We start from the raw sequence: 22,491 nt of genomic DNA, 5'->3' as shown, positions 1-22,491 counted from the left end.
GAGGGAACTGAGTGCTGCGCGAGTTGCCCGCGGCGCCCGCGGCGGCCGCCTCGTCATCGGCGGCGCCGGCTCCGTCGACACCGTGGAGTCCGTCGAGGCGGCACACCTCCTCGCGGGCGGCGCGCGGGTCGCCCCGCTCGCCGGCGTCCCCCGCATCGCCGTCGCCCCGCCCGAGCGCCCGGTCGGCCAGCTCGCCGTCGGCATCTTCCTGAGCCGCATCGCCGAACGCGTCGGCCGGCTCGCCCAGAGCCCCGCCGACCCCTCGACCCGCTCCCGGAGTCGCCCCTCCGCGCCTCCTGCGGCGCCAGGACTCCGGCCGCCGCCGCACGCCGGCCCGGCGGGCGCGCCGACCGCCCGGACGGCCCGGTCAGGAGTCCAGCCAGTCCGCGATCTCGCCGGTGTGCTCGCCGAGACGGGGCGGGCGGCGGTCGTAGCGGGGCGGGGTGCGGGACAGGGAGATCGGGTTGGCGACGAGGTCCAGGGCCGGCCCGTCCGCCCCGTCCAGCGTGGCCCGGGGCGCGAGACCCAGCCGGTCGGCGAGAGCGAATGCCTGGCCGATGTCGTTGACCGGACCGCACGGGACACCGAGCGGTGTGAGGTGCTCGAACCACTCGGCGGCGGTACGGGCCGCCAGCAACCCACCCAGTTCCCGCGCCAGTTCGTCGACCTGGGCCACCCGGTCGGCGTTGGTGAGGAAGCGCGCGTCGACGGCCAGATCCGGGGCGCCGACGCCCGCGCAGAGCGCCGCGAACTGGCGGTCGTTGCCGACGGCGATCACCAGCGGCTGGTCCTTGGCCCGGTACACCTCGTACGGCGCGATCGACGGATGCCGGTTGCCCATGATGCCCGGCACCCGCCCGGCCAGGGTGTAGCCGGCGGACTGGTTGACCAGGCTCGACAGCAGGGTCGTCAGCAGATCGACCTCGATGAGCTGCCCCTCGCCGGTCGCGTCCCGGTGCCGCAGCGCGGCCAGCACCCCGACCGCGGCGTGCAGCCCGGTGAGCACGTCCACCAGCGCCACCCCGGCCTTCACCGGCTCCCCGGGCGCGGACCCGGTGACACTCATCAGCCCGCCCACGGCCTGGATCAGCAGATCGTACCCGGGCAGCGCGGCCCCGGGTCCGGACCCGAAACCGGTGATGGAGCAGTACACGACGCCCGGGTTCCCGGCGCACACCTCCTCGTAGCCGAGCCCGTACTTGCGCAGCGTCCCCGGCCGGAAGTTCTCGAACAACACATCGGCGCGGCGCGCCAGTTCGACGGCACGGCGCCGGTCGGCCGCGTCCCGCAGATCGAGCGCGACGGAACGTTTGTTGCGGTTGACGGAGAGGAAGTAGGTGGCCTCGCCGTGCGCGTGCGGCGGGCCCCACGCGCGGGTGTCGTCACCGCCCGCCGGATGCTCGACCTTGATCACATCGGCGCCCAGGTCGGCGAGGAGCATCGTCGCGTACGGCGCCGCGAGCACCCGCCCGAAGTCGGCGACGAGAAGACCGCTCAGCGGCAGCGGCGCGCCGGACCCGCTCATGAGGCCGTACCCCCGAAGCCGTGCGGACACCCGGTGCCCCGGGGCCGCCGGACCGCTGCGGGACGCCCCTCCCCGCCGCCTGCGTTGGACCGCAAATCGCCACTCCTTTCGGCATGCCGCCGCCCACCGGGGAGCCCCGAGGCACGGCGGCCTGGCTGAGGCGGTCATTGTGGGGGAGGCGGGCGCGTCGACGCACTGGACGAAATGGCCTGCTCCCGGGGGCCGGGGTACGCCGATCCGTCGAGGGCGCCACGCTCCCGGTGCGGCTCCCGCCCCCCCCGTGCAGCCCCCCGCCCCCCTCGTGCTGCCTGCGGTCCCCGTGCGGCCCGCGCGCCCTCCACCCCGTCACCCCTGCGACGCCGACGACCCCGCACCGGCCGCCAGGTCGGCCGGTGCGCTCGCGTCGAGAGGGAACCCCGGGTGATCGAAAACGCGTGAACAGTCAGGCGTAACCTTTCTGCGCCCGGCCCACCCCGGCCCACCCCGGCCCACTCCGCCCCGCCCATCTCCGCCCCGCCCATCGACCCCAGCGCCGCCCAAGGAGAACCGCATGCCCGCCGCTCGCCCCCGCGTCCTCTACGTCACCGACCTGGCGTACCAGGCCCGCGGGCGCCGCTACTGCGACGAGGACATCTTCCTCACCTCCCGGCTGCGCGCCCGTTTCGACCTCGCCCTGTGCCATCCGCTGGACGCGGCGGCCCTGATGGACGGCCACGACGCCGTCGTCGTCCGCAACAGCGGTCCCGTCCTCGGCCACCAGCAGGCGTACGACGCCTTCCGCGCCCGCGCGCTGGAACGCGGCAGCCGCGTCTACAACCCGCTCACCGGCAAGGCGGACATGGCCGGCAAGCAGTACCTCCTCGACCTGACGGCCGCCGGGTACCCGGTGATACCGACCGTCGACAGCCTGGCCGACCTGCACCTGCTGCCGGCCGCGCACCGCTATGTGGTCAAGCCCCGGCTCGGCGCGGACTCCCTCGGCCTGCGCATCGTCCCCGCCACCCGCCTCGACGCGCGTGCCGGGGACGACGTCCTGATCCAGCCGCACATCGACTTCGCCTACGAGGTCTCCTTCTACTTCGTGGACGACGACTTCCAGTACGCCCTCTACGCCCCCGACCCGCGCCGCCGCTGGGAGCTGAAGCCGTACGCGGCGACCGCCGCGGACCTGGAGTTCGCCCGGCGCTTCATCGACTGGAACGACCTCGGGCACGGCATCCAGCGCGTGGACGCCTGCCGCGCCCCCGACGACGGACTCCTGCTGGTCGAGCTGGAGGACCTCAACCCCTATCTGTCGCTGGACGCCCTGCCGGAGGACGACAGGGACGCCTTCGTGGGCGCGTTCACGGCGTCCCTCGGCCGGTTCGTCCAGGGGGTGGGGGCGATCAGCGCAGGCTGACCGTGACCAGCTGGGTGACTCCGGCCGTGCCGGTGAGATCGCCGAAGGCCAGGGTGAGCGTTCTGCCCGTCCGGGCCGAAGCGAGCGTGGCCGGGGCCGAGACGACCGAGGCGACCGGGCGCCGCCAGGTCAGGGTCAGACCCGTGCGCATCAGCATCGGATCGCTCACGGCGATCACCGCGGTACCGTCCTCCTTCTCGCTGATCATCACGGAACACGGATCGCTCGCCGTGAGCGATCCGACCGTTCCGCCGAACCAGAAGTTCACCCCGGTGAAGCCGAGCGAACGGACCGAGACGCCCTGCTGATCGTTCGTGTTGGCCGATACGGTCAGCCAGTGCCGGTCCGCCGATCGCGCGCGCGTCCGCGCGGCGCTCGCGCCCGGCATGAGCAGATAGGCGTACGAGGCGTTCACCGGATCGGTGCCGTGATCGACGTACATCGTCAGGTACGTGCGGCTCAGCACGGCCGTCGATCCGCCCGTGTTGATCGAACTCCAGCTGCCCTCCCGCGCCTCGCGCAGCGCCCGCACCGTCGCGCCCCCGGGAAAGACGTAGCCGCCGTGCCCGCCGATGTGCGCCCAGCCGGTGCCGGGAAGCGTCTGCGACCACGGGTGACCGGCCGGTTCCGTCCTGCCGTCCACCGTGAACGCCGCGCCGCCGGCCGCGCCGAGGTTGCGGTTCTCGACCGTCGTCTGAACGGCCGTGCCGTCGGCGCAGGAGATGCCGGCGCCGAGACAGACCACCGTGTCGTCCAGGAAGAACCACGACTTCTTCGCGACCAGGGTCGACTGGAGGCCCTTGAGGTACTGCCCGACCGCGGCCCGGTGGCCGTCCGTGGCGCCGCCGACCCAGTTCACGTCCGGTCGGGCCGCGCCCCAGTCGCCGCCCGCGCCGTCGGCCAGCGCCTTCCGCGAGACGGTCGTACCGGGGAGCCGGTAGGGGTCGACGGTGGGCCAGAAGGCGTCGCTGTACTGGTCGTTGGCGAAGGTGTCGCCCCACCAGTACAGCATTCCGGAACCGGTGTGCCAGCCGCGCGGGTTCTCGCCGTTGCCGGACTCGTAGTACGCGATCCGCTGGTCCGCCATGCTCAGCGAGGCCGCCCAGCCGGGCCGGCGGTGCGTGGCCCGCGCCATGGCGGGGAACAGCCGGTGCCCGGCCGGCTCCGGGAGCGCCCGCACCGACGGGTCGTCCTCGACTCCCTTCAGCCGGGCCAGGTTCGGCAGGCTGAGCACCGGGTCCGCGAGCGGCGGACGGTACCGGTCGCGCCGCATCCAGCCCTTCACCAGGGCGCGCCAGCGCGCGTTCTCCGCCGGGCCCGCGCCCTGCCCGAGCAGCACGATGGAGGCCAGAATGGGGTGACCCCGCAGATGGTCGTCCTGCTGGACGCCCGACGGGTCGCCGGCGGACAGGCCCCGGCTGACCGCGCGGCCCGCGACACCGTCCATGACCAGGCCGTTGTACAGGAACGGCGCCCACGCCCTCTCGACCGCGTCGAACACGATGGTCCGGTGCTCGTCCGTCACCTCCCAGCTCGACCCCGCCAGCAGCGCGAACAGCATGCCGAGACCCCCGAGGAACACCGCACCGTACGAGCCCGTGTACGGCACCCAGGTGTGCTGGACGAACGAACCGTCGGCGTGCAGACCGTCACCGGAGGAGACGTAGGGGAAGACGGGGGACAGGGCGTCCCGGGCCAGCGCCACCTTCGCCGCGTCCGCCCCGACCACCCCGCGCAGCGTCAGCACCCGGCACAGGTCGACCCGGTTGGCGCCGGTGCTCGTACCGCTGTAGTCCGACACCGCCGAGTCGGGCACGAACCGGTCCACCGCGGCGAGATACCCGGCGAGTCGCTCGGCCGGCAGCACGTCGTACATCAGCACGCACGCGTCCAGCAGCGCCTGCGGGGCGCCGATCTGCCAGCTCCACCAGTTGCCGTACCGCGCCTGGCCGGCGTTGTACACGTCGTCGTGGAGATGGGCGAGACCGGTGAGGACGGCGTCGCGCAGGCTCGGATCACCGGTGAGGCCGGTGCCCGGCTGGGCGTACGCCTGCGCGAGGGTGCTCAGCCGGGTGTAACTGGTGCTCATGTTGCCCGAGTAGACGTACGACTCCGGGTCCGTGTCCGGATCGGGGTCGGCGTACGGGAGGTCCGGCCACAGCGCCCCGGTCACCGGGGACATCGCGGCGAGGTACTGCCGTGCGGTGGCGCCCAGGCCGGCCAGGCGGGAGGCGAAGGGTTCGGCCGAGGGCTCGAAGCCCTCGCCGAGGATCAGGGTGCGCCACGTGGCGCGCAGGGCGGCGAACTCGTCCGGTGCGGCGGAGGCGGGGGAGGAGGTGCCCAGTCCCAGGGCGGCGGCGGTGCCCGAACAGACGGCCAGGAATCCACGACGTGACCAAGGAGTCGTCATGACGGCGCTTTCTAGCACGCGCTTGCTCATACCCTCAATGGCCGCGTCGCAGGTGGCCGGTTGAGCGTTTGAACGACTGCTCGACGCGGCACTCGCACGCGACGGTCACGGCGGTGGACGGAGCGGTATGGCGCGGGCGGAGGACGGTTTCCTGGGGCGGCTCGACCCCGACATGTGCGTGGTCACGGCCGCGGCCGGGGGCGAGCGGGCGGGCTGCCTGGTCGGCTTCGCCTCCCAGTGCTCCATCCGGCCGCCCCGGTTCACGGTGTGGCTGTCCACGGCCAACCACACCTGTCGTGTCGCCCGCGCCGCGCACTGCCTCGCCGTCCACCTGCTCACCCGCGACCAACACGCCCTCGCGGAACGCTTCGGCGGCGAGACCGGGGACGACACCGACAAGTTCGCCGGCCTCGACAAGACCCCGGGACCCGGCGGCGCGGTCGTCCTCGCGGACGCGGCGGCCTGGTTCGTCGGCACCATCCTGCACCGCGTCGACGGCGGCGACCACGTCGGCTTCGTCCTCGACCCCCTGGAGTGGGGCGGAGGGCGGGCGGGCCCCCTGCTGCGACTGTCCGACGCGATGGACATCGAGGCCGGCCACCCCGTGGACCGGCCGGGCGGGCCGAGCTGACCGCCGTCAGCCGCGGCGGTGGCCGGGACACTCATGTACCCGTGGCGGCCGGCGTCCTGGACCTCCCGGTCGGGGCTCGGGGAGGGCGGGCAGCGGCGAACGCCCGTCAGCCGCCCCCGTGCTCCCCGGTCCCCGCCGCGTCGGTCTCCACGCCGACCGGCGCCGCCCCCCGCCCCGGCATCCGGATGTCCACCACGCAGACGTCGTCCCGCCATTCGTCCACCAGCATGGCCGCGAGCAGGGCCTCCAGGGAGCCGGGCTCTCCCTCACCGTGGGCGCGTACCGCCCGGGCGAGGCGGTCGAGGCCCGCGTCCAGGCCCTCGCCGGGGCGTTCGACGAGGCCGTCGGTGTAGAGCAGGAGCCGGTCGCCGGGTTCCAGCCGCAACTCAGCCGATTCGTAGGAGGGGTCGGCGCTCGCGCCGAGCAACAGGCCGCCGGGGCGGTCGAGATAGCGCACCTCGTCGCCGCGCACCAGCAGCGGGGGCGGATGCCCGGCCTGGGCCCAGGCGAGGAGGCGGTGGCCGGGGTCGTAGCGGGCCATGATCATGGTGGCCGTCATCCGGCTGTCCCGGGAGTGCAGCAGCAGGTGGTTCAGCCGTGCCAGGGCGACGGTGAGCGAGGTGCCGGTGCTGACCATTCCCTTCGCGGTGAAGCGGAGCTGGGCCATGGTGGCCACCGCGTCGATGCCGTGTCCGGCCACGTCGCCGACGACGAACAGCGCGTCGTAGTCGGCCAGTTCGACGGCGCTGAACCAGTCGCCGCCGACATGGATACCGGCCTGCGCCGGCAGATAGGCGACCTCGACGCGCAGCCCGGCCAGCTGTACCGGCTTGCTGGGCAGGGGCAGCAGGGCCTGCTGGAGACGGGCGGCGAGGGCGCGTTCGGCCTGGAGGACACCCCGTTGCAGCGTCATGGTGCGCTCGCTCTTGACCAGGGCGAGTTCCGCGGTGCGCTGCGCGGTGAGGTCCTGCACGAAGCCGTGCACCTCGGCCGGGGTGCCGTCCGGCTCGCTGACGGCCTCGGCGACCATCCGCAGATGCCGTACGCCCTCGGGGGTCTCGACCCGGAACGGCACGTCGAACGGCCGCCCCCGGTGGATCAGCCCGGCGATCGCGGCGGTCAGCGGATCCGCGTCCTGCGCCAGGGCCAGCCGCGGCAGCTTCTCCAGCTCCAGCGGCCCCTGCCCGGGGTCGCGGCCCAGGACCGCGTACGCCTGCGCGGACCAGGAGATCTCCTGGGTCAGCAGATTCCAGTTCGCCCAGCCGAGGTTGCCGAGCCGCTGCACGTCGGCCAGCCGCTGCTCCTGCCGGTCCAGCGGGTCGTGCCGCAGCCAGGACACCAGCAGGCCGCCGCCCAGCACAGCGGCCCGCACCGAGAAGGTGCCGGTCAGGGCCACCCCGCCGACCGTCTCCTGATAGGCGAACGGCTCGCTCTCGAACGGCACCCCGGACTCCAGGGTCTCCAGATACCCCCGCCACAGCGGCTCGCCCGCCACGGACGGGTAGCTCTCCAGGACGAGCCGGCCGACCATGTCCCGGCCCGTCCGGCCGGACACGTCGACCGCCTGCGGGGTGGCCGCGTCGATCCGGTAGTCCGTCACCTCACCGGCGGCCGTACGCAACGGCGTGAGCAGGACCGCGGCCCCCGGCAGCGCGTCGAACACCGCCTGCGCGATCTCCGCGACCCCCGGATCCCCCGGCGCCTCCCGCGCGGTGTCGAAGACGCGCAGCCGCCCCGCGCACAGCCGGGCCGCGGCGACGAGCAGCCGGCGCTCGCGTGGCTCGAACGGGCCCTCGCAGCGCCGCAGCACCCCCAGGGCGAACCGGGCGGTTCCCCCGGCGGGTACCGGCAGCCACACCCGGCTCGGCCACCGCTCCGGCGCGCCCCCGACCAGGGCGTGGCGGACCCGGTCGGCGGCCAGGTCCTCCAGCCACAGCGGCTCACCCGCCGCCAGGGCCTCGAACGCGGGCACCCCGGCCAGCGGGGGCACATACCGCCACCCGGCGGCGAACCGCGCGTCGATCCCGGCGTGCCCGGCCAGTTCCAGACCCCCCTCGGCCCGCCGCTCGTAGAGCAGCACGGCATCGGCCCGCACCTGCGGCGCCAGGTGGTCCAGCAGGCGCCCGGCCAGCTCCTTTGCGGAACGGACCCGGACCAGCTCCCGCCCCATCTCGCCGAGCACCTCCGCCATGGCGGCCGTCTCGGCCATCGCCGCCGTTCCCGCCATCTGCGAGGCACCGGCGGGGGAGGGCGCGGGCGCCGTACGGGGAACGGCGGCCTTACGGGGGACGGGGGCCGTACCGGGCGGCGCGGGGGCCGGCGGTTCCTGGGGCGGCGGGAGGGTGTCCAGCGTGAGCCGGCACTGTTCGAGAAGGGTGCGCCCGTGGTCCCCGGCGCGCCTGCGCAGTTTCTGGTCGGCGGCGTCCGGGGCGCAGCCGGTGACCGCCATCAGGGCGCCCTTGGCCCGTTCGAGGACCGCCGCCGTCGCGGCGAGGTCGCGCAGCCGCTCCAGCTCGGCACGCTGCCGGGCCACGACCTCGGCCAGCGCGGCGCTGTCGGCGCCGGTTCCGGGGTCGTCCATCGGGGCACGGACTCGCTCGTCACGCGACGAGCATCGCACATTCGGCCACGTTCGATCACTCGTCCGCTGGGGGTGAGGTGCTACGGCCTTCCACCCGCCCCTCGCGGCCGTCCGGGCGGTCCGACATGGGCCGGGGCGATTTTGGCCGGGGCGCGGGGTGGGGTGCGGGCCGGGGCGGGGCTCAGCGGCGGCCCAGGGCCGTGCTGACCGCGCGCACGCTGCGGGCGATGTGCTGGAGTTGCAGCACCTCCGCGGCGTACATCTTGATCGTGTGCTCGATGACCGCCTCGGGCAGCCCGAGCATCGGCAGCTCGGCCCGCGCCGTCTGGAGCGCGGTGCGGGCCACCCGGATCTCCTGCTCGACCTGGATCTGCGCGTGCCGGGCGAGCAGCACGGGGTGCCGGATCAGGGCCGGATAGCTGGCATAGCGCGCCGGGATCAGCTCGCGCAGCCACTTGGCGGCCGAACGCTCCCAGTCGTACGAACCGGGGGTCTTGACCTGGCAGGGCCAGTCGGGGCTGATGCGCGTGCTGGTCAGGGGCATGGTCACGGGCATGGTCACTTCCGGTCTGCGGCGTCGTGAGGGTGGTCCGACGAGATGCGGGCGGCCCCGGCCTAGGGGATGACCGGGGCCGCCCCCGGTGCGGCACAGGGGCGCCGCACCACCGGACATCCCGGGTGCCGTCTGGGTAGGTGACGGCGGTCCGGGATGCCCGAGCGGGCGATCCGCCAGCAGAGTATTTATATATACCGAGCAGTTTGCAAGACGTATGAAAACATTCATGCGCGATATGAGGTGAAAGATCCCCCTAAGGGTGATCGGCGACCGCGAGATCTTCACGGGTGTGAGGGCCGCACCGCAGGACCGACGGCGCGCGGGCACACGGATTCCCTACGGGACGTACGGGGACGTACGGAGGCGTACGGGGAGAATCAGTCCCGCACGAAGAACTGGTGCTGGTCGGAGACCTGCTCGTACTTCTCCAGCCGCGCCTGTGTCCGCTCCGGGTCGGCGTCGGTCATCGCCTGGAGCAGCGCCGCGGCCATCATGTTGGGCGCGGCGTAGGAGTCGAAGACCAGCCGGGAGCCGGTGCCGGTGGCGAAGGTGACGTCGGCCTCGTCGGCCAGCGGACCGAGCGCGAGGTCGGTGATCAGGGCGACCTTGAGACCGGCGCGGTGCGCGACCCGGACCGCCTGGAGGGTCTCGTGCGAGTGCCGGGGCATGGCGAACGCCAGCACCCAGCTGCCGCCGGCCTCGCGGGACTGGAGCAGCGCGTCGTAGGCCACGCTGCCGCCCCGGGTGACCAGCCGTACATCGGGGTGGATACGGCGTGCCGCGTATCCGAAGTACTCCGCGAGCGACTCCGAGATGCGCAGGCCCAGCACGGTCAGCGGGGTGGAGCGGGACAGCTCCCGGCCGATGTGGATCACCCGGTCCGGGTCGGCGAAGTCGCGGCGCAGGTTCTCCAGGTTCGCGATCTCGGCGTCCACGGCCGCCTGGAGCTCATTGGCGCGGTCCGGCTCCGCGGGCCCGCCGGCCAGGGCCTTCAGCGCGATCGACTGGAGCCGTTCCCGCAGGGCGGGGTAGCCGCTGAAGCCGACGGCACCGGCGAAGCGGGTCACGGACGGCTGGCTGACCCCGACCCGGTCCGCCAGCTCGGTGATCGACAGGAACGCGGCCTCGGTGATGTGTTCGATGAGGTACTGGGCGATCCGCCGCTGCCCCGGTGACAGACGGGGGCCGTCGAACAGCTCCCTGAGCTGGGAGGTCGGGGCGGCCTCGACCTCGGGCGCGGTCTTGCCCGAGGTGATCGCTGATGCCTGTGCGCGGGCCTGCTGCGGCGAGGGCACCGGTCCGTCTCCTTTGTCTCCCACGAGCATTCAACATAGCTCACCCAGGGCCGTGACCAGCGGGTTGACCAGCAATCGAAGGAAGCGGCCCAGCACCCGGCGCGGCCAGGGGAATCGGCCCCGCCGACCGGAGCCGCCCGGGGAGCAGCTGGAGCCGGCCGGCCCGGCTGACCAGCAGTCAACCGGCGCGGCGGCAGGCCCGGTCTCGCACGGGTGGCGGCAGCGCACCCGCCGGGACCACCAGATCCGCCCGCTCCCGCGTCGCCGCCACCAGCTCGGCGTTGCGCTGGTCCGTGCCCAGCACCCACGCGCGCGCCGCCGCCGATTCCTTGCCGAACTCCACATGCCGGGCCACCAGTCGGCGGATCCGCTCCTCCTCGGGGATCTCGCAGTACCAGACCTCGTCCAGGCACGGCCGCACCCGTGCCCACGAACCCTCCGCCAGGAGAAGGTAGTTGCCCTCGGTCACCACGAGCCGGACGTCCGGCGGCACCGGGATCGCACCGGCCAGCGGCTGCTCCAGGACCCGCTCGAACCCGGGCGCGTACACGACCTCCTCCGTCTCCTCCCGCAGCCGCCGCAGCAGCGCCGCGTACCCGGCCGCGTCGAAGGTGTCCGGCGCGCCCTTGCGGTCCCGGCGCCCCAGCCGGTCGAGTTCGGCGTCGGCCAGATGGAAGCCGTCCATGGGGACGTGGGCGGCCCAGCGGGGTCCGTCGGCGTTCAGGGCGCGCACCAGACACGCGGCCAGCGTGGACTTGCCCGCGCCGGGGCCGCCCGCGACGCCGAGCAGGGCGCGCCGGCCGCCTCGGGGGAGTGCGCGGGCGCGCGCGAGGAGGTCGTCGAAGGTCGGGGGCACACGGTCGGAGGTCAACGGCACACCCACGAGTGTGTCACCCCCTGAACCGGCGAAATTGTGGCGCGGGACACTCGCTGGAGCGCCACTCATGGGGAACAGTCCTCGGTATGAACCAGCTCGGTCTGCCCGACGACATCCAGGCGTGCCTCTTCGACCTCGACGGGGTCGTCACCAAGACGGCCGTGGTGCACGCGGCCGCCTGGAAGGAGACGTTCGACGCCTTCCTGCGCTCCCACGAGGGCCCGGAGGCACGGCCGTTCGACGCGGTCGCCGACTACGACGAGTACGTCGACGGCCGCCCCCGCGCCGACGGGGTGCGCGCCTTCCTGGAGTCGCGCGGCATCCAGCTGCCGGAGGGCACGGCGGACGACCCACCGGACGCCCTGACCGTGAACGGCCTCGGCAACCGGAAGAACGAACTGCTCCTGGAGCGGATCCGCACCGGCGGCGTCGAGGCGTACGAGGGCACCCTGCGCTACCTGGAGGCGGTCCGCGCCGAGGGGCTGCGCACCGCGATCGTCTCCTCCAGCGCCAACTGCCGTGACGTGCTGCGGGCCGTGGACGCCGAGCACTTCTTCGACGTCCGCGTCGACGGCGTGGTGGCCGCCGAGCGCAAGCTGCCGGGCAAGCCGCACCCCGACACCTTCCTCGCCGCCGCCCACGACCTCGGCGTCGAGCCGTCCCGGGCGGCCGTCTTCGAGGACGCGCAGGCGGGCATGGACGCGGGCCGCGCGGGCGGCTTCGGCTACGTCGTCGGCCTCGACCGGGTCGGCCAGCGCGACGCGCTGTACGCGCACGGTGCGAGCATCGTCGTGGAGGACCTCGCCGAGCTGGGAGGCAAGCGGTGATCACCCAGGGTTCGTACGCCGTCGAGCCGTGGGCGGTCCGCGAGACCACCCTCGACCTCGACGTGCTCGCCCAGAGCGAGTCCGTGTTCGCGCTGTCCAACGGCCATGTCGGCTGGCGCGGCAACCTCGACGAGGGGGAACCGCACGGACTGCCCGGCAGCTACCTCAACGGCGTGCACGAGGTGCACCCGCTGCCGTACGCGGAGGCCGGGTACGGCTATCCGGAGTCGGGCCAGACCGTCATCAACGTCACCAACGGCAAGGTCCTGCGGCTGCTCGTGGACGACGAGCCGTTCGATCTGCGCTACGGCCGCCTCACCTCCCACGAGCGGGTCCTGGACCTGCGCCGCGGGGTGCTGGAGCGGACCTGCGAGTGGACCTCCCCGGCCGGTTCCACCGTCCGGGTGCGCTCGACCCGGCTGGTCTCGCTCACCCAGCGCGCGGTGGCCGCCGTGGCGTACGAGGTGGAGGCCGTCGACTCCCGCAGCCGGGTGGTGATCCAGTCCGAGCTGGTCGCCAACGAGAGCCTGCCCGGCTCCGACGGCGACCCGCGCGCCGCGGTCGCGCTGAAGTCTCCCCTGGAGCAGGAGGACGATTTCGCCACCGGCGACCGGCTGCGCCTGGTGCACCGGACCCGGCACAGCGGCCTGCGGGTCGCGGTCGCCGCCGACCATGTCGTCAGCGGGCCCGAGCGCACCACCACCCGCAGCGAGAGCGGCACCGACCTGGCCCGGCTGACCGTCACCTCGGTCCTGGAGCCCGGCCAGAGCCTGCGGGTGGAGAAGCTGGTCGCCCACGGCTGGTCCGCGACCCGCTCGCTGCCCGCGATGGCCGACCAGGTCGACGCCGCGCTCGCGGCCGCCGCCCACGACGGCTGGCCCGGACTGCTCGCCGACCAGCGGGCCGCCCTGGACGACTTCTGGGCCCGCGCCGACGTCGAGGTCGGCGGCGACGAGGAGATCCAGCAGGCCGTACGGTTCGCGCTGTTCCACGTCTTCCAGGCCGGGGCCCGCGCGGAGCGGCGCGCGATACCCGCGAAGGGCCTCACCGGCTCCGGTTACGACGGGCACGCGTTCTGGGACACCGAGATGTTCGTGCTGCCGCTGCTCACCCACACCGCGCCCGCCTCCGTCGCGGAGGCGCTGCGCTGGCGGTACAGCACCCTGGACGAGGCCCGCGAGCGCGCGGCCCAACTGGGGCTCGCCGGGGCCGCGTTCCCCTGGCGGACCATCGCGGGTCCGGAGGGGTCGGCGTACTGGCCGGCCGGCACCGCCGCCTTCCATGTGAACGCCGGCATCGCCGACGCCGTCGTCCGCTACGTCGACGCGACCGGCGACACCGCCTTCGAACGCGAGGCCGGGGTCGAACTCCTGGTGGAGACCGCCCGGTTGTGGCGCTCGCTCGGCCACCACGACGCGCACGGCGTCTACCATCTCGACGGCGTCACCGGACCCGACGAGTACAGCGCGGTCGCCGACGACAACGCGTACACCAACCTGATGGCGCGTCAGAACATGCTGGCCGCCGCCGATGCCGTCGAACGCCATCCGCGCGAGGCCGCCCGGCTCGGGGTGGACGAGGAGGAGAGCGCGGCCTGGCGCGACGCGGCCGGGGCGATGCACGTGCCGTACAACGCCGAACTCGGCGTCCACGAACAGCACTCCGGCTTCACCCGCTACCAGCGCTGGGACTTCGACGGCACCCGCTCCGACCAGTACCCGCTGCTGCTGCACTTCCCGTACTTCGACCTCTACCGCAAACAGGTCGTGAAGCAGGCGGACCTGGTACTGGCCCTGTACACCTGCGACAGCTGGTTCGCCGAGCGGTACGACGAGGAGCAGATCGCCCGGAACTTCGCCTACTACGAGCCGCTGACCGTCCGCGACTCCTCCCTGTCCGCCTGCTGCCAGGCCGTCGTCGCCGCCCGGACCGGCCATCTCGACCTCGCCTACGACTACACGGCCGAGGCGGCCCTGATGGACCTGCACGACCTGGAGCACAACACCCGCGACGGACTGCACATCGCCTCGCTCGCCGGCACCTGGATGGCGCTGGTCGCGGGCTTCGGCGGGATGCGCCGCGACGGTGAACGGCTGCGCTTCGCCCCCCGGTTGCCCGAACGCCTCTCCCGGCTCGCCTTCCATGTGCAGTTCCGGGGCCGCAGGCTGCGGGTGGAGATCGACGCGGACAAGACGACGTACGAGCTGCTCGACGGGCCGCCGCTGGACCTGCGGCACCACGGTGACGCCGTCACGGTGACCACGAGCGAGCCGGCCGTCCGCGCCGTACCGCCGATCGCCCGCAGGGCGGTGCCGGAGCAGCCGAGGCACCGGGTACCGAACCAGACCGCCTGAGGCCCGGATCTCCCGGGGTCCGGATCTCCCGGGGTCCGGACCTCCCGGTCTCGTGAGGCCCGGCAGGCGGGGGAGAGGCCCGGTCCGGTCAGAGCGGCGCGCCCGTCAGCAGCCGGAAGAGATCACCCGTGGCGTCCGCCGCCAGCAGCGGGGGCAGGGTGCTCAGGGCGAGCACCGCCAGCGCGGCGGACCCCAGGCTGGGCTGCGGGGCGCTCTGGAGGGCGGCGATCCGGCGCGTGACGGCGCGGTCGGCGAAGTGCAGCGCGCACACCGCGCCGCCCCGCTGCGCCGTGAGCGCGGCCCGCGCCAGCGCGTGGGCGGTGGTGCGGCGGTCGCCGACCGCGGCCGCCGCCCGCTCGTCGGCCCACCGCTCCACCAGGTAGCCGACGGTCGAACGCACCGGAGACAGCAGCGGGTCGGCCGCCGCCGCGAGCGCGGCCGCCGTCACCAGGACGTCGTGCCGGTGGGCGAGATGGGCCCGTTCGTGCGCGAGGAGCGCCCGCCGCTCCTCGGGCCCGAGCGCGCCCAGCATCGCCGAGGTGACCAGGATCCGCCCCGGCCGCCCCGGAACCGCGCACGCCCGCGGCACCGCCGAGGCGGCCACGATCAGCTCGGTGTCCGCAGGCTGCCCCGCGCACAGCCGGCGCAGCGCCCGGCGGGTGCGCCGCTCGGCCCGTACGGCCCGGAACAGCCGCACGCCGACGGCCGCCAGGGCCGGCCACGCGGCCACCCCGATCACCACCGGTACCGGATCGGCCGCAGCCTGCCCGCCCGCCCCGGCCGCGCGCGTCACCGCCGGCACGTCCCCGAGCAGCGCCACGCCGAGCAGCACCAGCGACCAGGTGGTGGCGCAGGCGGTCACCACGGCGGCCCCGGCCAGCACCCGCGCGGCCACCGCGGGCGCGACGTACCGGCCGGTCAGCGGGGCCGCCAGGGCGAGCAGCAGCGACAGCACCAGCGGGCTGTACACATCGAATCTCATGCGCGAGACCTCATGTCGTGGACGTCGTGCGCGGAACCGCGTGTGCCGGACCTTGTGCGGAGCCGCCGTACCCGGGCGTCGTACGGCGGGATCGGTACGGGGCCGGTGCGCCGGATCGGTGCGGGGACCCGGTGCGGGAACCCGTCCGCTCAGGCGTCGCCCTCGGCGAGCAGTTCGCGCAGCGCCCGCTCCTCCTCGCGGCTCAGACCGGTCACGAACTGCTGGAGCGCGGCGATCGGGTCCGGGCCCCGGTCCAGCGCCTGGTGCATGGCCTCGGCGGTCAGCTCGGCCGCGTTCTTCGCCGGACGGTACGCGCCGCGCCGCCCGTCCGCGTCCCGCAGCACCAGCCCCTTGTCATACAGGCGTTTGAGGATGGTGTGCACCGTGTTGTACGCGAGGCCGCCGCCGATCTCCGTCTGGATCTCCGCCGGGGTGAGCGGCCGGTCGGTGGCCCAGAGGGCGGCCAGCACCTCGCTCTCCAGCTCCCCGGCGCTGCGCCGTTCCGCCCTGCCCCGGGACCCTGTGCCAGCCATGGTCCCACCTTACAGCGCGTAGTGGCGGCGCCCGAGGGCCGTACCGCCGTGCCGGACACCGGGGGCGAGCGGCGGGTCCGCCCGGGATCCGGGGCCGGTCCGTGATGGGGTGGTCCTTTCCGGTTCCGCCCCGCCCGGGGCGCAGGGGAGGATGATGACCGGCACCGCCGACGCCGTACCCACCGGGACGCGGTCCGCCCGCGCCCGGCCCCCGTCCGACGCCGCCCGCAACCCCCGGGCCGCCCTCCCGCTCGCGGCCGTCGCCGCCGCCTTCACCCTCGCCCAACTGCTCCTGGTCCGGCCCGGGATGGGACTCGGCTGGGACGAGGCGGTGTACGTCAGCCAGGTCGGCGCCCACGCCCCCGCCGCCTTCTTCAGCGCGCCCCGGGCCCGCGGCATCTCCCTGCTCGTCGCGCCGGTCGCCGCGTGGTCGTCCTCGACTGTCCTGCTGCGCTGCTACCTCGCCGTCCTCTCCGGCCTCGCCCTGTACCTGGCGCTGCGGACCTGGCGCGGCCTCTTCCCACCCCGCGTCCTCGCCCTCGCCGCCGCCCTCCTCGCCTCCCTGTGGGTGACCCTCTTCTACGGCCTCCAGGCCATGCCCAACTACTGGGTCGCCACCGGGGCGCTGATCACGGTCGGCTCCTACCTGCGCGCGGGCGCGCCCCCGTCCCGCCGGGCCGCGCTCGGGGGCCTCGCCGCAGGCGCCGCGCTGATGGGCGGGATGCGCCCCATGGACGCGGTGTGGGTCGTGCTGCCGCTGCTCGCCCTCGGCCTGTGGCACCGGCACTGGCGGCGGCTGACCGCGCTGCTCGCCGGGCTCGCGGCCGGGGCCGCCGAGTGGGTGACCGAGGCGTATCTGCGCTACGGCGGCCTGCTCCACCGGCTGGCCGAGGGCTCGGCGATCCAGGGCGGCCTCGGCTGGCACCTCGCCGTCACCGATCAGTTGCGCAGCCTCGGCGGACGCACCCTGTGCCGCCCCTGCGCCGGCGCGCTGCCCGGCCCGCTCGTCACCTTCTGGTGGTGCGCGCTGCCCCTCCTCGCCGCGCTCGCCCTGTTCTTCGCGGTCCGCGCCGGACGTACGGCGGCCACGGCGCTGCCGCTCGCCTGCGCGGCGTCGGCCGCTTTCCCCTACCTGTTCCTGATCGGCTACGCGGCCCCCCGCTTCCTGCTGCCCGCCTACGCGCTGCTCGCCCCGCCCCTCGCCGCCGCGCTGCTCCGCCTGGCGAGCGCCCCGCCCCGGCCCTGGCGCCCGGTGGCCGCGGGCGCGCTCTGCCTGGTGTTCACCGTGCACCTCGGCGCCCAACTGACCGTCCTGGTACGCACCGCGGACGTCGCCACCGCCGGCCACCGCTCCTGGTCGCGCACCGCCGTCACCCTGCACCGCCTCGGCGTGCGCGCCCCCTGCCTGGTCACCGGCGCGGACGCGCTGCCCGTCGCCTTCTACGCCGGCTGCGCCTCGGCGGCGACCGCCGGCCCCAACGCCGACACGACGGCGGCCGCGATCGCGCGCACGGCCGAGCAGGTCCCGACGGCCACTCTCGTACCGGCCGGGGCGAAACCGCCCCCGTACGCCCGCGGTTGGCCGTGGGTCGCGGCCGAAAGCCGACGGGTGTACTACACGCCGGGGCGCGGGGAGGGGTTTCCCATTCGGCCGCGTCAGGTAGGAGACGGGTGATACCGCGTGTCTATGGAGGGGAAGCAGATGACGGGGAACGACACCGCCGGGCTCATGGACGAGGCGTTCTTCACGCCGGGAAGCTCGTCCTTCGCCGAGTTCCTGGCCGCCCACCGGCCCCGGCTGCTGCCCACTGCGTCCCCGCTGCCACCCGGCACGAGCGCGGCCCCGGACAGCTTCCCGCACGGCACCACGGTGCTCGCGCTCACCTACGGCGACGGCGTGCTGCTCGCCGGGGACCGCCGGGCCACCATGGGCAACCTGATCGCCCAGCGCGACCTGGAGAAGGTCCACCCCGCCGACGACCACACGGCCGTCGCCTTCGCCGGCACCGTCGGACTCGCCCTCGACATGGTGCGGCTCTACCAGGTCGAACTCGCCCACTTCGAGAAGATCGAGGGCATTCCGATGACGCTGGGCGCGAAGGCGACCCGCCTCGCGGCCATGATCCGGCAGAACCTCGCCCAGGCCATGCAGGGCCTCGTCGTCGTCCCCCTGCTCGCCGGGTACGACCTCGGCGCGCCCACCGGCGAGGGCGGCCGCATCTTCGCCTACGACGCGGCGGGCGGACTGTACGAGAAGCGGGAGTTCCACGCCGAGGGCTCCGGTTCGCCGTACGCCCGCGGCGCGCTCAAGAAGCTCTACCGGCCCGGCCTGACCCGCCGCGAGGCCGCCCTCGCCGCGCTGCACGCGCTGTACGACGCCGCCGACGACGACTCGGCCACCGGCGGGCCCGACCTCAACCGCCGTATCTTCCCGATCCTCTCGTTCATCACCGAGGACGGCTACGAACGGCTGCCGGAGGCCGAGACCGAGGAGCTGAGCCGGGAGATGGTGCGCCAGCGCGACGGCCGCCCGGACGGCCCGCACGTGGCGCCCTGAACCCCGACGGGACGTCATTCGCACGGCAGCGGACCACGCCCCTGGCGGGCCGGGAAGGTCAGCGCTCGTAGACGCCGGTCAGACGGCCGCGGGCGAGGACCGGGGCGGTGACGGCGGGCAGGAGGGCGCGGGGGCGGGCCCGGTCCGGCCGCGGCAGGCCCACGGGGGTGGCCAGGGCGAACAGCTGGAAGGTGTAGCGGTGGGGACCGTGCCCCTTGATCGGGGCCGGACCGTGGTAGCCGCGGCCGATCGTGGAGCGCAACAGCCGTACGCCGGGGGCTGGTCGCCGTGATCCGAGGGCGCCCGGGGCGAGGTGCTCGGCCGCCGGGTCGATCAGGGCGAGGCAGTGCACGGCGGGCTTCGCCATCGGGACGTCGATGTCCTCGACCACCAGCAGGAGCTGGGCGGTCCCGGCCGGCGGGGCCGTCCAGGCCAGGTGGGGCGAGAGGTCGGCGCCGCCGACGGCCTTCGCGCACTGCTGGAGCGGCATGACCTCACCGTCGCCGAAGTCCCGGCTGGTGAGGGTCAGTTGCCCGGGACCCTGGAGGTTGTGCAGGTGCCACGCGGCATGGGTCTCGCCCGCCCTGCGGTTCCGCAGAAGCCGGCCCAGGAGGCTCATCGCGTCGCCCCCAGCATGGTGACGACCTCGGCGGTGGTGGCGGTCTCGCCGAGCTTGGGGAAGACGCGCCGGACGCTGTGCCGGTGGGCCTCGGCGTCCGGGTCGGCCATGGCGTCGGTGGCCAGGACCACGTGGTAGCCGTGGTCGCAGGCCGAGCGGGCCGTCGACTCCACGCCCGAACTGGTCGAGATGCCGGTGAGCACGACCTGGGTGACGCCCAGGTCCCGCAGCAGGGTGTCGAGCCCGGTGTCGTGGAACGCGCTGCGCCGCCGCTTGGTGATCAGATGATCGCCCGGCCGGACGTCCAGTTCGTCCACGAGCTCGGCCCAGTCCGACGGCCGCTCGGCCCCGCCCCCGGACCGGCCGGCGTCCCGGGACCTTACGGCGTCCGTACGGCCCGGCGCGCGTCCGGTGACGTTGACGAGGACCACCGGCAGGCCGTGCCGCCGGAACTCGCCGGCCAGTTGGGCCGAACGCTCTACGGCCGCGGTCACCGAGGCGTCGGCGTGGGCGGAGACGATGCCTTTCTGGAGATCGATGACGACGACGGCGCACGCCGGGTCGATCGTGGTCAGTGCCATGGTGGTTCCTTGTCCTGTGGATGTCCGTGGTGCGGGTCCTGGCCCGGTGCGAAGGGGCCCGGGCCGGGCGGTGTCCCAGGCGCTGGTGCGCCGGTCCGGCCGCGCGGCCGTGTCACCGGCCTCGCGCGGTCCCGGGGTCCGCGCGGGGGTGCCGGCGCCGCGCAGCAGCGAGGCGGTCGCGGCGAGGAAGGCGAGGGCGGCGCCGAAGGCGAACACGATCACCGGACCGGAGTGGAAGGGCCCGGAGATCAGCTTCGGGAAGAACTCCCGCCCGGTCAGGGCATGTTGCCGCGCCGGGGTCAGCCGGGTCAGGGCGCCGCCGGGCGCCGGCAGATGCCGGACCGGATTGACGCCGAGCTGGGCGGCGAACAGCGAGGAGACCGGGGGCAGACCGCCGACCCGGGCGGCGACGGCGGCGGGCATGCCCTGCCGGTGCAGGCCCGCGGCGAGGGTGTGCGGCAGGCGCCGGGCCGAGCCGGCGATCATCAGGGAGAAGAACACGCCGATCGAGACGGCCGTGGCCCCGTAGCCGAAGTCGATCGGCAGGGCGATCAGGACGACTGAGCCCGTCCAGCGCGGACATGAAGACCGCGGCGGTCGTGTTCGTCAGCGCCGTCCGCTTGTACCGGTCACCGGGTGAGCGGTCGTACCGGTCACCCGGTGAGGAGCTCGGGGCATGCGTGAGGGGAGGGTCCGTCATCGGCCTGCTTCCTCGAAGGTCCGTCGGCGCGAGGGGGGCGTCGGCGTCAGATGCTCTGGGCCAGCCGCCGCAGCAGCGGCGCGGCCGCCGCGAGCCGCTCCAGCTCCGCCGGAGTGAACGCGCCGCCGGTCAGGGCGCCCGCGATGAGTTCGGCCCGCGCGTTGCGCTTGTCCCGCAGCGCCTGCCGTCCGGCGTCGGTCACCGTCAGCACCACGCGCCTGCCGTCGTCCGGATCGCGGCGCCGTTCGACCAGCCCCCGGGCCTGGAGCGCGCCGAGCGTCGCCCCCATGGACTGCGCGGTGATCTGCGCGTCCCGGGCCAGCGCCGAGGAGGTGGTGGGGCCCGAGCGGTCCAGCTGCGCCAGCGCGCCGCGCTCGGGGAGCGTCAGCCCGCCCTCGACCGGCACCTGACGTACGCGGCGCACCAGCACGCCGATGCTCCCGAGCAGGTCCGAGGCGACCGCCTCGGGGTCCAGATCATCACTCATATGATAAGGCTAGCTTATAAAGTTGCCTTAGTATCTTCGGTGTCGGTCCTGAGGTCGACGGGCAGCCACCGGGCCGCCGCCGTGAGCGCCGCCGCGAGCCAGCCCGCCGCGAACAGCCAGCCGCCCAGCACATCCGTGCACCAGTGCACCCCGAGGAAGATCCGGGTCAGCCCGACCCCCGCGCCCCAGCAGGCGGCCAGGAACATCAGCGCGCCCCGGCCGCGCGGGGCCCGCAGCCACAGCGCGGTGATCAGCAGCCCGGCCGTCAGCGCCGAGGTGGTGGTGTGCCCGGAGGGGTACGACCAGCCGGAGGCGAGCACCTCCCAGCCCCCGTAGGGGGGCCGGACCCGGCCGACCAGGCCCATCACGCCGTACCGCACCGCCTGACCCAGGGCGAGGCAGAGCAGGCCCAGGAGGACGGCGGTGTACCGCTGCCGGGACGTCCGGCCCGCGATCAGTCCGGCCGCGATCACCAGGGCGTACGGCACCGCCCCCGTGCCCGTGCCGGTGAGCCCGCGCGCCGCGGCGACCGCCACCGGTGACCGGTGCCCCAGGGACCAGGCGAGCAGGGCGCGGTCCGGGGGGAGCGGGGCGCCGTGCCGCGAGACCACGATCAGGGTCAGCGCCGCGAACGCGGACCAGGCGCAGACGCCGAGAGCGACGAGGGCCGCGGTCCCGCGGCGGCTCACGAGGCCGACGGCGGCCAGGCCCGGCACGCCCCCGCCGTCCGCGGTATCGGCCCGCACGCCGCCGGGCCCGTCACGGCGTCTCCTTCGCCGCCCTGCGCGAACGCAGCACCTCCGCGGCGAGCGGGATCAGCGAGACCAGGACGATCAGCGCGATCACCGGCAGCAGGTACTTGTCGACGTTCGGGATCGAGGACCCCAGCGCGTACCCGCCCAGCGTGAGACCGAGGCTCCAGACCAGGCCGCCGATCACCTGCCAGAGGGTGAAGGTGCGGGCCGGTACGCCCAGCGCGCCCGCCATCGGGTTCAGCACCGTACGCACCACGGGCACGAAGCGGGCCAGCACGATCGCCTTCGCGTGGCCGTACCGGTCCAGCAGCTCCTCCGCGCGCTCGGCGCCCTCGCGCAGTTTCACCGAACGGGTGCGGGCCAGCAGCGCGCCGCCCGCCTTGCGGCCGATCAGGAACCCGCACTGGGAGCCCGTCAGCGCGCCGAGCGCCGCCGCGACCAGCAGCGGGCCGAGCGAGAGATGCAGCCCGCGGTCGGCCGAGCCCGTGCACAGCAGGCCCGCCGTGAACAGCAGCGAGTCCCCGGGCAGGAAGAACCCGATCAGCAGGCCCGTCTCCGCGAAGAGCACCACGCCGACGCCGGCCACGCCGAAGGCGGCCAGCAGCGAGTGGGCGTCGAGCACATTGACCGCGAGCTGCGACGCCAGTTGTGGGGGAGTGGCCACGGCCGCACACCCTTTCCTTCGACTTGCTTCGACAACATGTGACTACACATTTGTAGACGTTCGCCGGGCGACCGGCGGACATGGACAGGGGAACGTTCCCGGACTTTGCCCGTGTATTACCGGATCGTGACCGGTTGCCTACGTAGGTGTGGTCATCA

General features: G+C 74.4%; 19 protein-coding genes. 6 read left to right on the top strand and 13 right to left on the bottom strand.

All coding sequences use genetic code 11. The features are described 5' to 3' along the window. Positions 1–367 precede the first annotated feature (367 nt). Positions 368–1,525, bottom strand: coding sequence for a CoA transferase (locus tag GHR20_RS01900; protein ID WP_153811962.1), 1,158 nt, complete (start codon positions 1,523–1,525; stop codon positions 368–370). Positions 1,526–2,075: 550 nt separating this feature from the next. Between GHR20_RS01900 and GHR20_RS01895 the strand changes: the two genes are divergently transcribed. Then, the gene (locus GHR20_RS01895) at positions 2,076–2,924 is read left to right on the top strand and encodes a hypothetical protein (protein ID WP_153811961.1); all 849 of its coding nucleotides are present in this window, start codon (positions 2,076–2,078) and stop codon (positions 2,922–2,924) included. Here GHR20_RS01895 and GHR20_RS01890 read toward each other — a convergent pair. Beyond that, the gene (locus GHR20_RS01890; RefSeq protein WP_153811960.1) at positions 2,911–5,334 is read right to left on the bottom strand and encodes a polysaccharide lyase 8 family protein; all 2,424 of its coding nucleotides are present in this window, start codon (positions 5,332–5,334) and stop codon (positions 2,911–2,913) included. The two genes, GHR20_RS01895 and GHR20_RS01890, sit on opposite strands and share 14 nt — an antisense overlap. Positions 5,335–5,461: 127 nt before the next feature. Between GHR20_RS01890 and GHR20_RS01885 the strand changes: the two genes are divergently transcribed. Continuing rightward, on the top strand, positions 5,462–5,965 hold the full coding sequence (locus tag GHR20_RS01885; protein WP_153811959.1) for a flavin reductase family protein: 504 nt from the start codon (positions 5,462–5,464) through the stop codon (positions 5,963–5,965). A 106-nt stretch (positions 5,966–6,071) separates the two neighbouring features. Here GHR20_RS01885 and GHR20_RS01880 read toward each other — a convergent pair whose 3' ends face one another. From GHR20_RS01880 to GHR20_RS01865, 4 genes are all read right to left on the bottom strand, one after another. After that, positions 6,072–8,546 (bottom strand): SpoIIE family protein phosphatase, encoded by a 2,475-nt coding sequence (locus tag GHR20_RS01880; protein WP_153811958.1) that lies wholly within the window; start codon positions 8,544–8,546, stop codon positions 6,072–6,074. Between the two features lie 181 nt (positions 8,547–8,727). Then, the gene (locus tag GHR20_RS01875) at positions 8,728–9,096 is read right to left on the bottom strand and encodes a hypothetical protein (RefSeq protein ID WP_161214733.1); all 369 of its coding nucleotides are present in this window, start codon (positions 9,094–9,096) and stop codon (positions 8,728–8,730) included. A 383-nt stretch (positions 9,097–9,479) separates the two neighbouring features. Continuing rightward, a complete protein-coding gene (locus GHR20_RS01870; RefSeq protein ID WP_194858773.1) occupies positions 9,480–10,397 on the bottom strand; it encodes a MurR/RpiR family transcriptional regulator in 918 nt (305 codons plus the stop codon). Between the two features lie 178 nt (positions 10,398–10,575). Next, positions 10,576–11,253, bottom strand: a complete 678-nt coding sequence (locus GHR20_RS01865; protein ID WP_153815789.1) for a nucleoside/nucleotide kinase family protein — start codon at positions 11,251–11,253, stop codon at positions 10,576–10,578. A 107-nt stretch (positions 11,254–11,360) separates the two neighbouring features. On the opposite strand from GHR20_RS01865, the gene GHR20_RS01860 reads away from it, so the two are divergent. Together GHR20_RS01860 and GHR20_RS01855 are read left to right on the top strand one after the other, a co-directional pair. Further along, entirely contained in the window at positions 11,361–12,101 is a 741-nt protein-coding gene (locus tag GHR20_RS01860) for a beta-phosphoglucomutase family hydrolase (protein WP_153811956.1), read from the top strand. Continuing rightward, entirely contained in the window at positions 12,098–14,455 is a 2,358-nt protein-coding gene (locus tag GHR20_RS01855) for a glycosyl hydrolase family 65 protein (protein ID WP_111581675.1), read from the top strand. The genes GHR20_RS01860 and GHR20_RS01855 overlap by 4 nt, the downstream gene beginning before the upstream one ends. 88 nt (positions 14,456–14,543) lie before the next feature. Here GHR20_RS01855 and GHR20_RS01850 read toward each other — a convergent pair whose 3' ends face one another. Both GHR20_RS01850 and GHR20_RS01845 read right to left on the bottom strand, forming a co-directional pair. Continuing rightward, positions 14,544–15,437 (bottom strand): M56 family metallopeptidase, encoded by an 894-nt coding sequence (locus GHR20_RS01850; RefSeq protein WP_153811955.1) that lies wholly within the window; start codon positions 15,435–15,437, stop codon positions 14,544–14,546. A gap of 149 nt (positions 15,438–15,586) precedes the next feature. Next, a complete protein-coding gene (locus tag GHR20_RS01845) occupies positions 15,587–15,970 on the bottom strand; it encodes a BlaI/MecI/CopY family transcriptional regulator (protein WP_111581673.1) in 384 nt (127 codons plus the stop codon). Between the two features lie 154 nt (positions 15,971–16,124). Here GHR20_RS01845 and GHR20_RS01840 point away from each other — a divergent pair, with 154 nt between their 5' ends. Both GHR20_RS01840 and prcB read left to right on the top strand, forming a co-directional pair. Beyond that, positions 16,125–17,645, top strand: coding sequence for a hypothetical protein (locus tag GHR20_RS01840; protein WP_243877865.1), 1,521 nt, complete (start codon positions 16,125–16,127; stop codon positions 17,643–17,645). A 27-nt stretch (positions 17,646–17,672) separates the two neighbouring features. Further along, on the top strand, positions 17,673–18,527 hold the full coding sequence (prcB, locus tag GHR20_RS01835) for a proteasome subunit beta (protein WP_153811954.1): 855 nt from the start codon (positions 17,673–17,675) through the stop codon (positions 18,525–18,527). Positions 18,528–18,585: 58 nt separating this feature from the next. Here the strand turns inward: prcB and GHR20_RS01830 are convergent, their stop codons facing one another. From GHR20_RS01830 to GHR20_RS01805, 5 genes are all read right to left on the bottom strand, one after another. Beyond that, positions 18,586–19,146, bottom strand: coding sequence for a YbhB/YbcL family Raf kinase inhibitor-like protein (locus GHR20_RS01830; protein ID WP_153811953.1), 561 nt, complete (start codon positions 19,144–19,146; stop codon positions 18,586–18,588). Next, positions 19,143–19,727, bottom strand: coding sequence for an isochorismatase family cysteine hydrolase (locus tag GHR20_RS01825; protein ID WP_153815788.1), 585 nt, complete (start codon positions 19,725–19,727; stop codon positions 19,143–19,145). Before GHR20_RS01825 ends, GHR20_RS01830 begins: the two co-directional genes overlap by 4 nt. A 746-nt stretch (positions 19,728–20,473) precedes the next feature. Beyond that, positions 20,474–20,914 (bottom strand): MarR family winged helix-turn-helix transcriptional regulator, encoded by a 441-nt coding sequence (locus GHR20_RS01815; protein ID WP_153811952.1) that lies wholly within the window; start codon positions 20,912–20,914, stop codon positions 20,474–20,476. Between the two features lie 14 nt (positions 20,915–20,928). Continuing rightward, positions 20,929–21,660, bottom strand: coding sequence for a phosphatase PAP2 family protein (locus tag GHR20_RS01810; RefSeq protein WP_243877863.1), 732 nt, complete (start codon positions 21,658–21,660; stop codon positions 20,929–20,931). Between the two features lie 13 nt (positions 21,661–21,673). Continuing rightward, positions 21,674–22,333 carry a DedA family protein gene (locus GHR20_RS01805; RefSeq protein WP_153811951.1) on the bottom strand — a complete coding sequence of 220 codons (660 nt, stop codon included), beginning with the start codon at positions 22,331–22,333 and terminating at the stop codon, positions 21,674–21,676. Positions 22,334–22,491 lie beyond the last annotated feature (158 nt).

This window comes from Streptomyces sp. SUK 48, from assembly GCF_009650765.1.
In the GTDB taxonomy this organism is placed as follows: Bacteria; Actinomycetota; Actinomycetes; order Streptomycetales; family Streptomycetaceae; genus Streptomyces.
This window is presented reverse-complemented; position numbering and strand designations above follow the sequence as displayed.

Coding starts and splice junctions, on each gene's coding strand:
- GHR20_RS01830 (WP_153811953.1), bottom strand. CDS start 19,146: ATGAGCCTCCTGGGCCGGCTTCTGCGGAACCGCAGGGCGGGCGAGACC.
- GHR20_RS01900 (WP_153811962.1), bottom strand. CDS start 1,525: ATGAGCGGGTCCGGCGCGCCGCTGCCGCTGAGCGGTCTTCTCGTCGCC.
- prcB (WP_153811954.1), top strand. CDS start 17,673: ATGACGGGGAACGACACCGCCGGGCTCATGGACGAGGCGTTCTTCACG.
- GHR20_RS01895 (WP_153811961.1), top strand. CDS start 2,076: ATGCCCGCCGCTCGCCCCCGCGTCCTCTACGTCACCGACCTGGCGTAC.
- GHR20_RS01815 (WP_153811952.1), bottom strand. CDS start 20,914: ATGAGTGATGATCTGGACCCCGAGGCGGTCGCCTCGGACCTGCTCGGG.
- GHR20_RS01890 (WP_153811960.1), bottom strand. CDS start 5,334: ATGACGACTCCTTGGTCACGTCGTGGATTCCTGGCCGTCTGTTCGGGC.
- GHR20_RS01845 (WP_111581673.1), bottom strand. CDS start 15,970: ATGGCTGGCACAGGGTCCCGGGGCAGGGCGGAACGGCGCAGCGCCGGG.
- GHR20_RS01825 (WP_153815788.1), bottom strand. CDS start 19,727: ATGGCACTGACCACGATCGACCCGGCGTGCGCCGTCGTCGTCATCGAT.
- GHR20_RS01840 (WP_243877865.1), top strand. CDS start 16,125: ATGACCGGCACCGCCGACGCCGTACCCACCGGGACGCGGTCCGCCCGC.
- GHR20_RS01860 (WP_153811956.1), top strand. CDS start 11,361: ATGAACCAGCTCGGTCTGCCCGACGACATCCAGGCGTGCCTCTTCGAC.
- GHR20_RS01850 (WP_153811955.1), bottom strand. CDS start 15,437: ATGAGATTCGATGTGTACAGCCCGCTGGTGCTGTCGCTGCTGCTCGCC.
- GHR20_RS01880 (WP_153811958.1), bottom strand. CDS start 8,546: ATGGACGACCCCGGAACCGGCGCCGACAGCGCCGCGCTGGCCGAGGTC.
- GHR20_RS01885 (WP_153811959.1), top strand. CDS start 5,462: ATGGCGCGGGCGGAGGACGGTTTCCTGGGGCGGCTCGACCCCGACATG.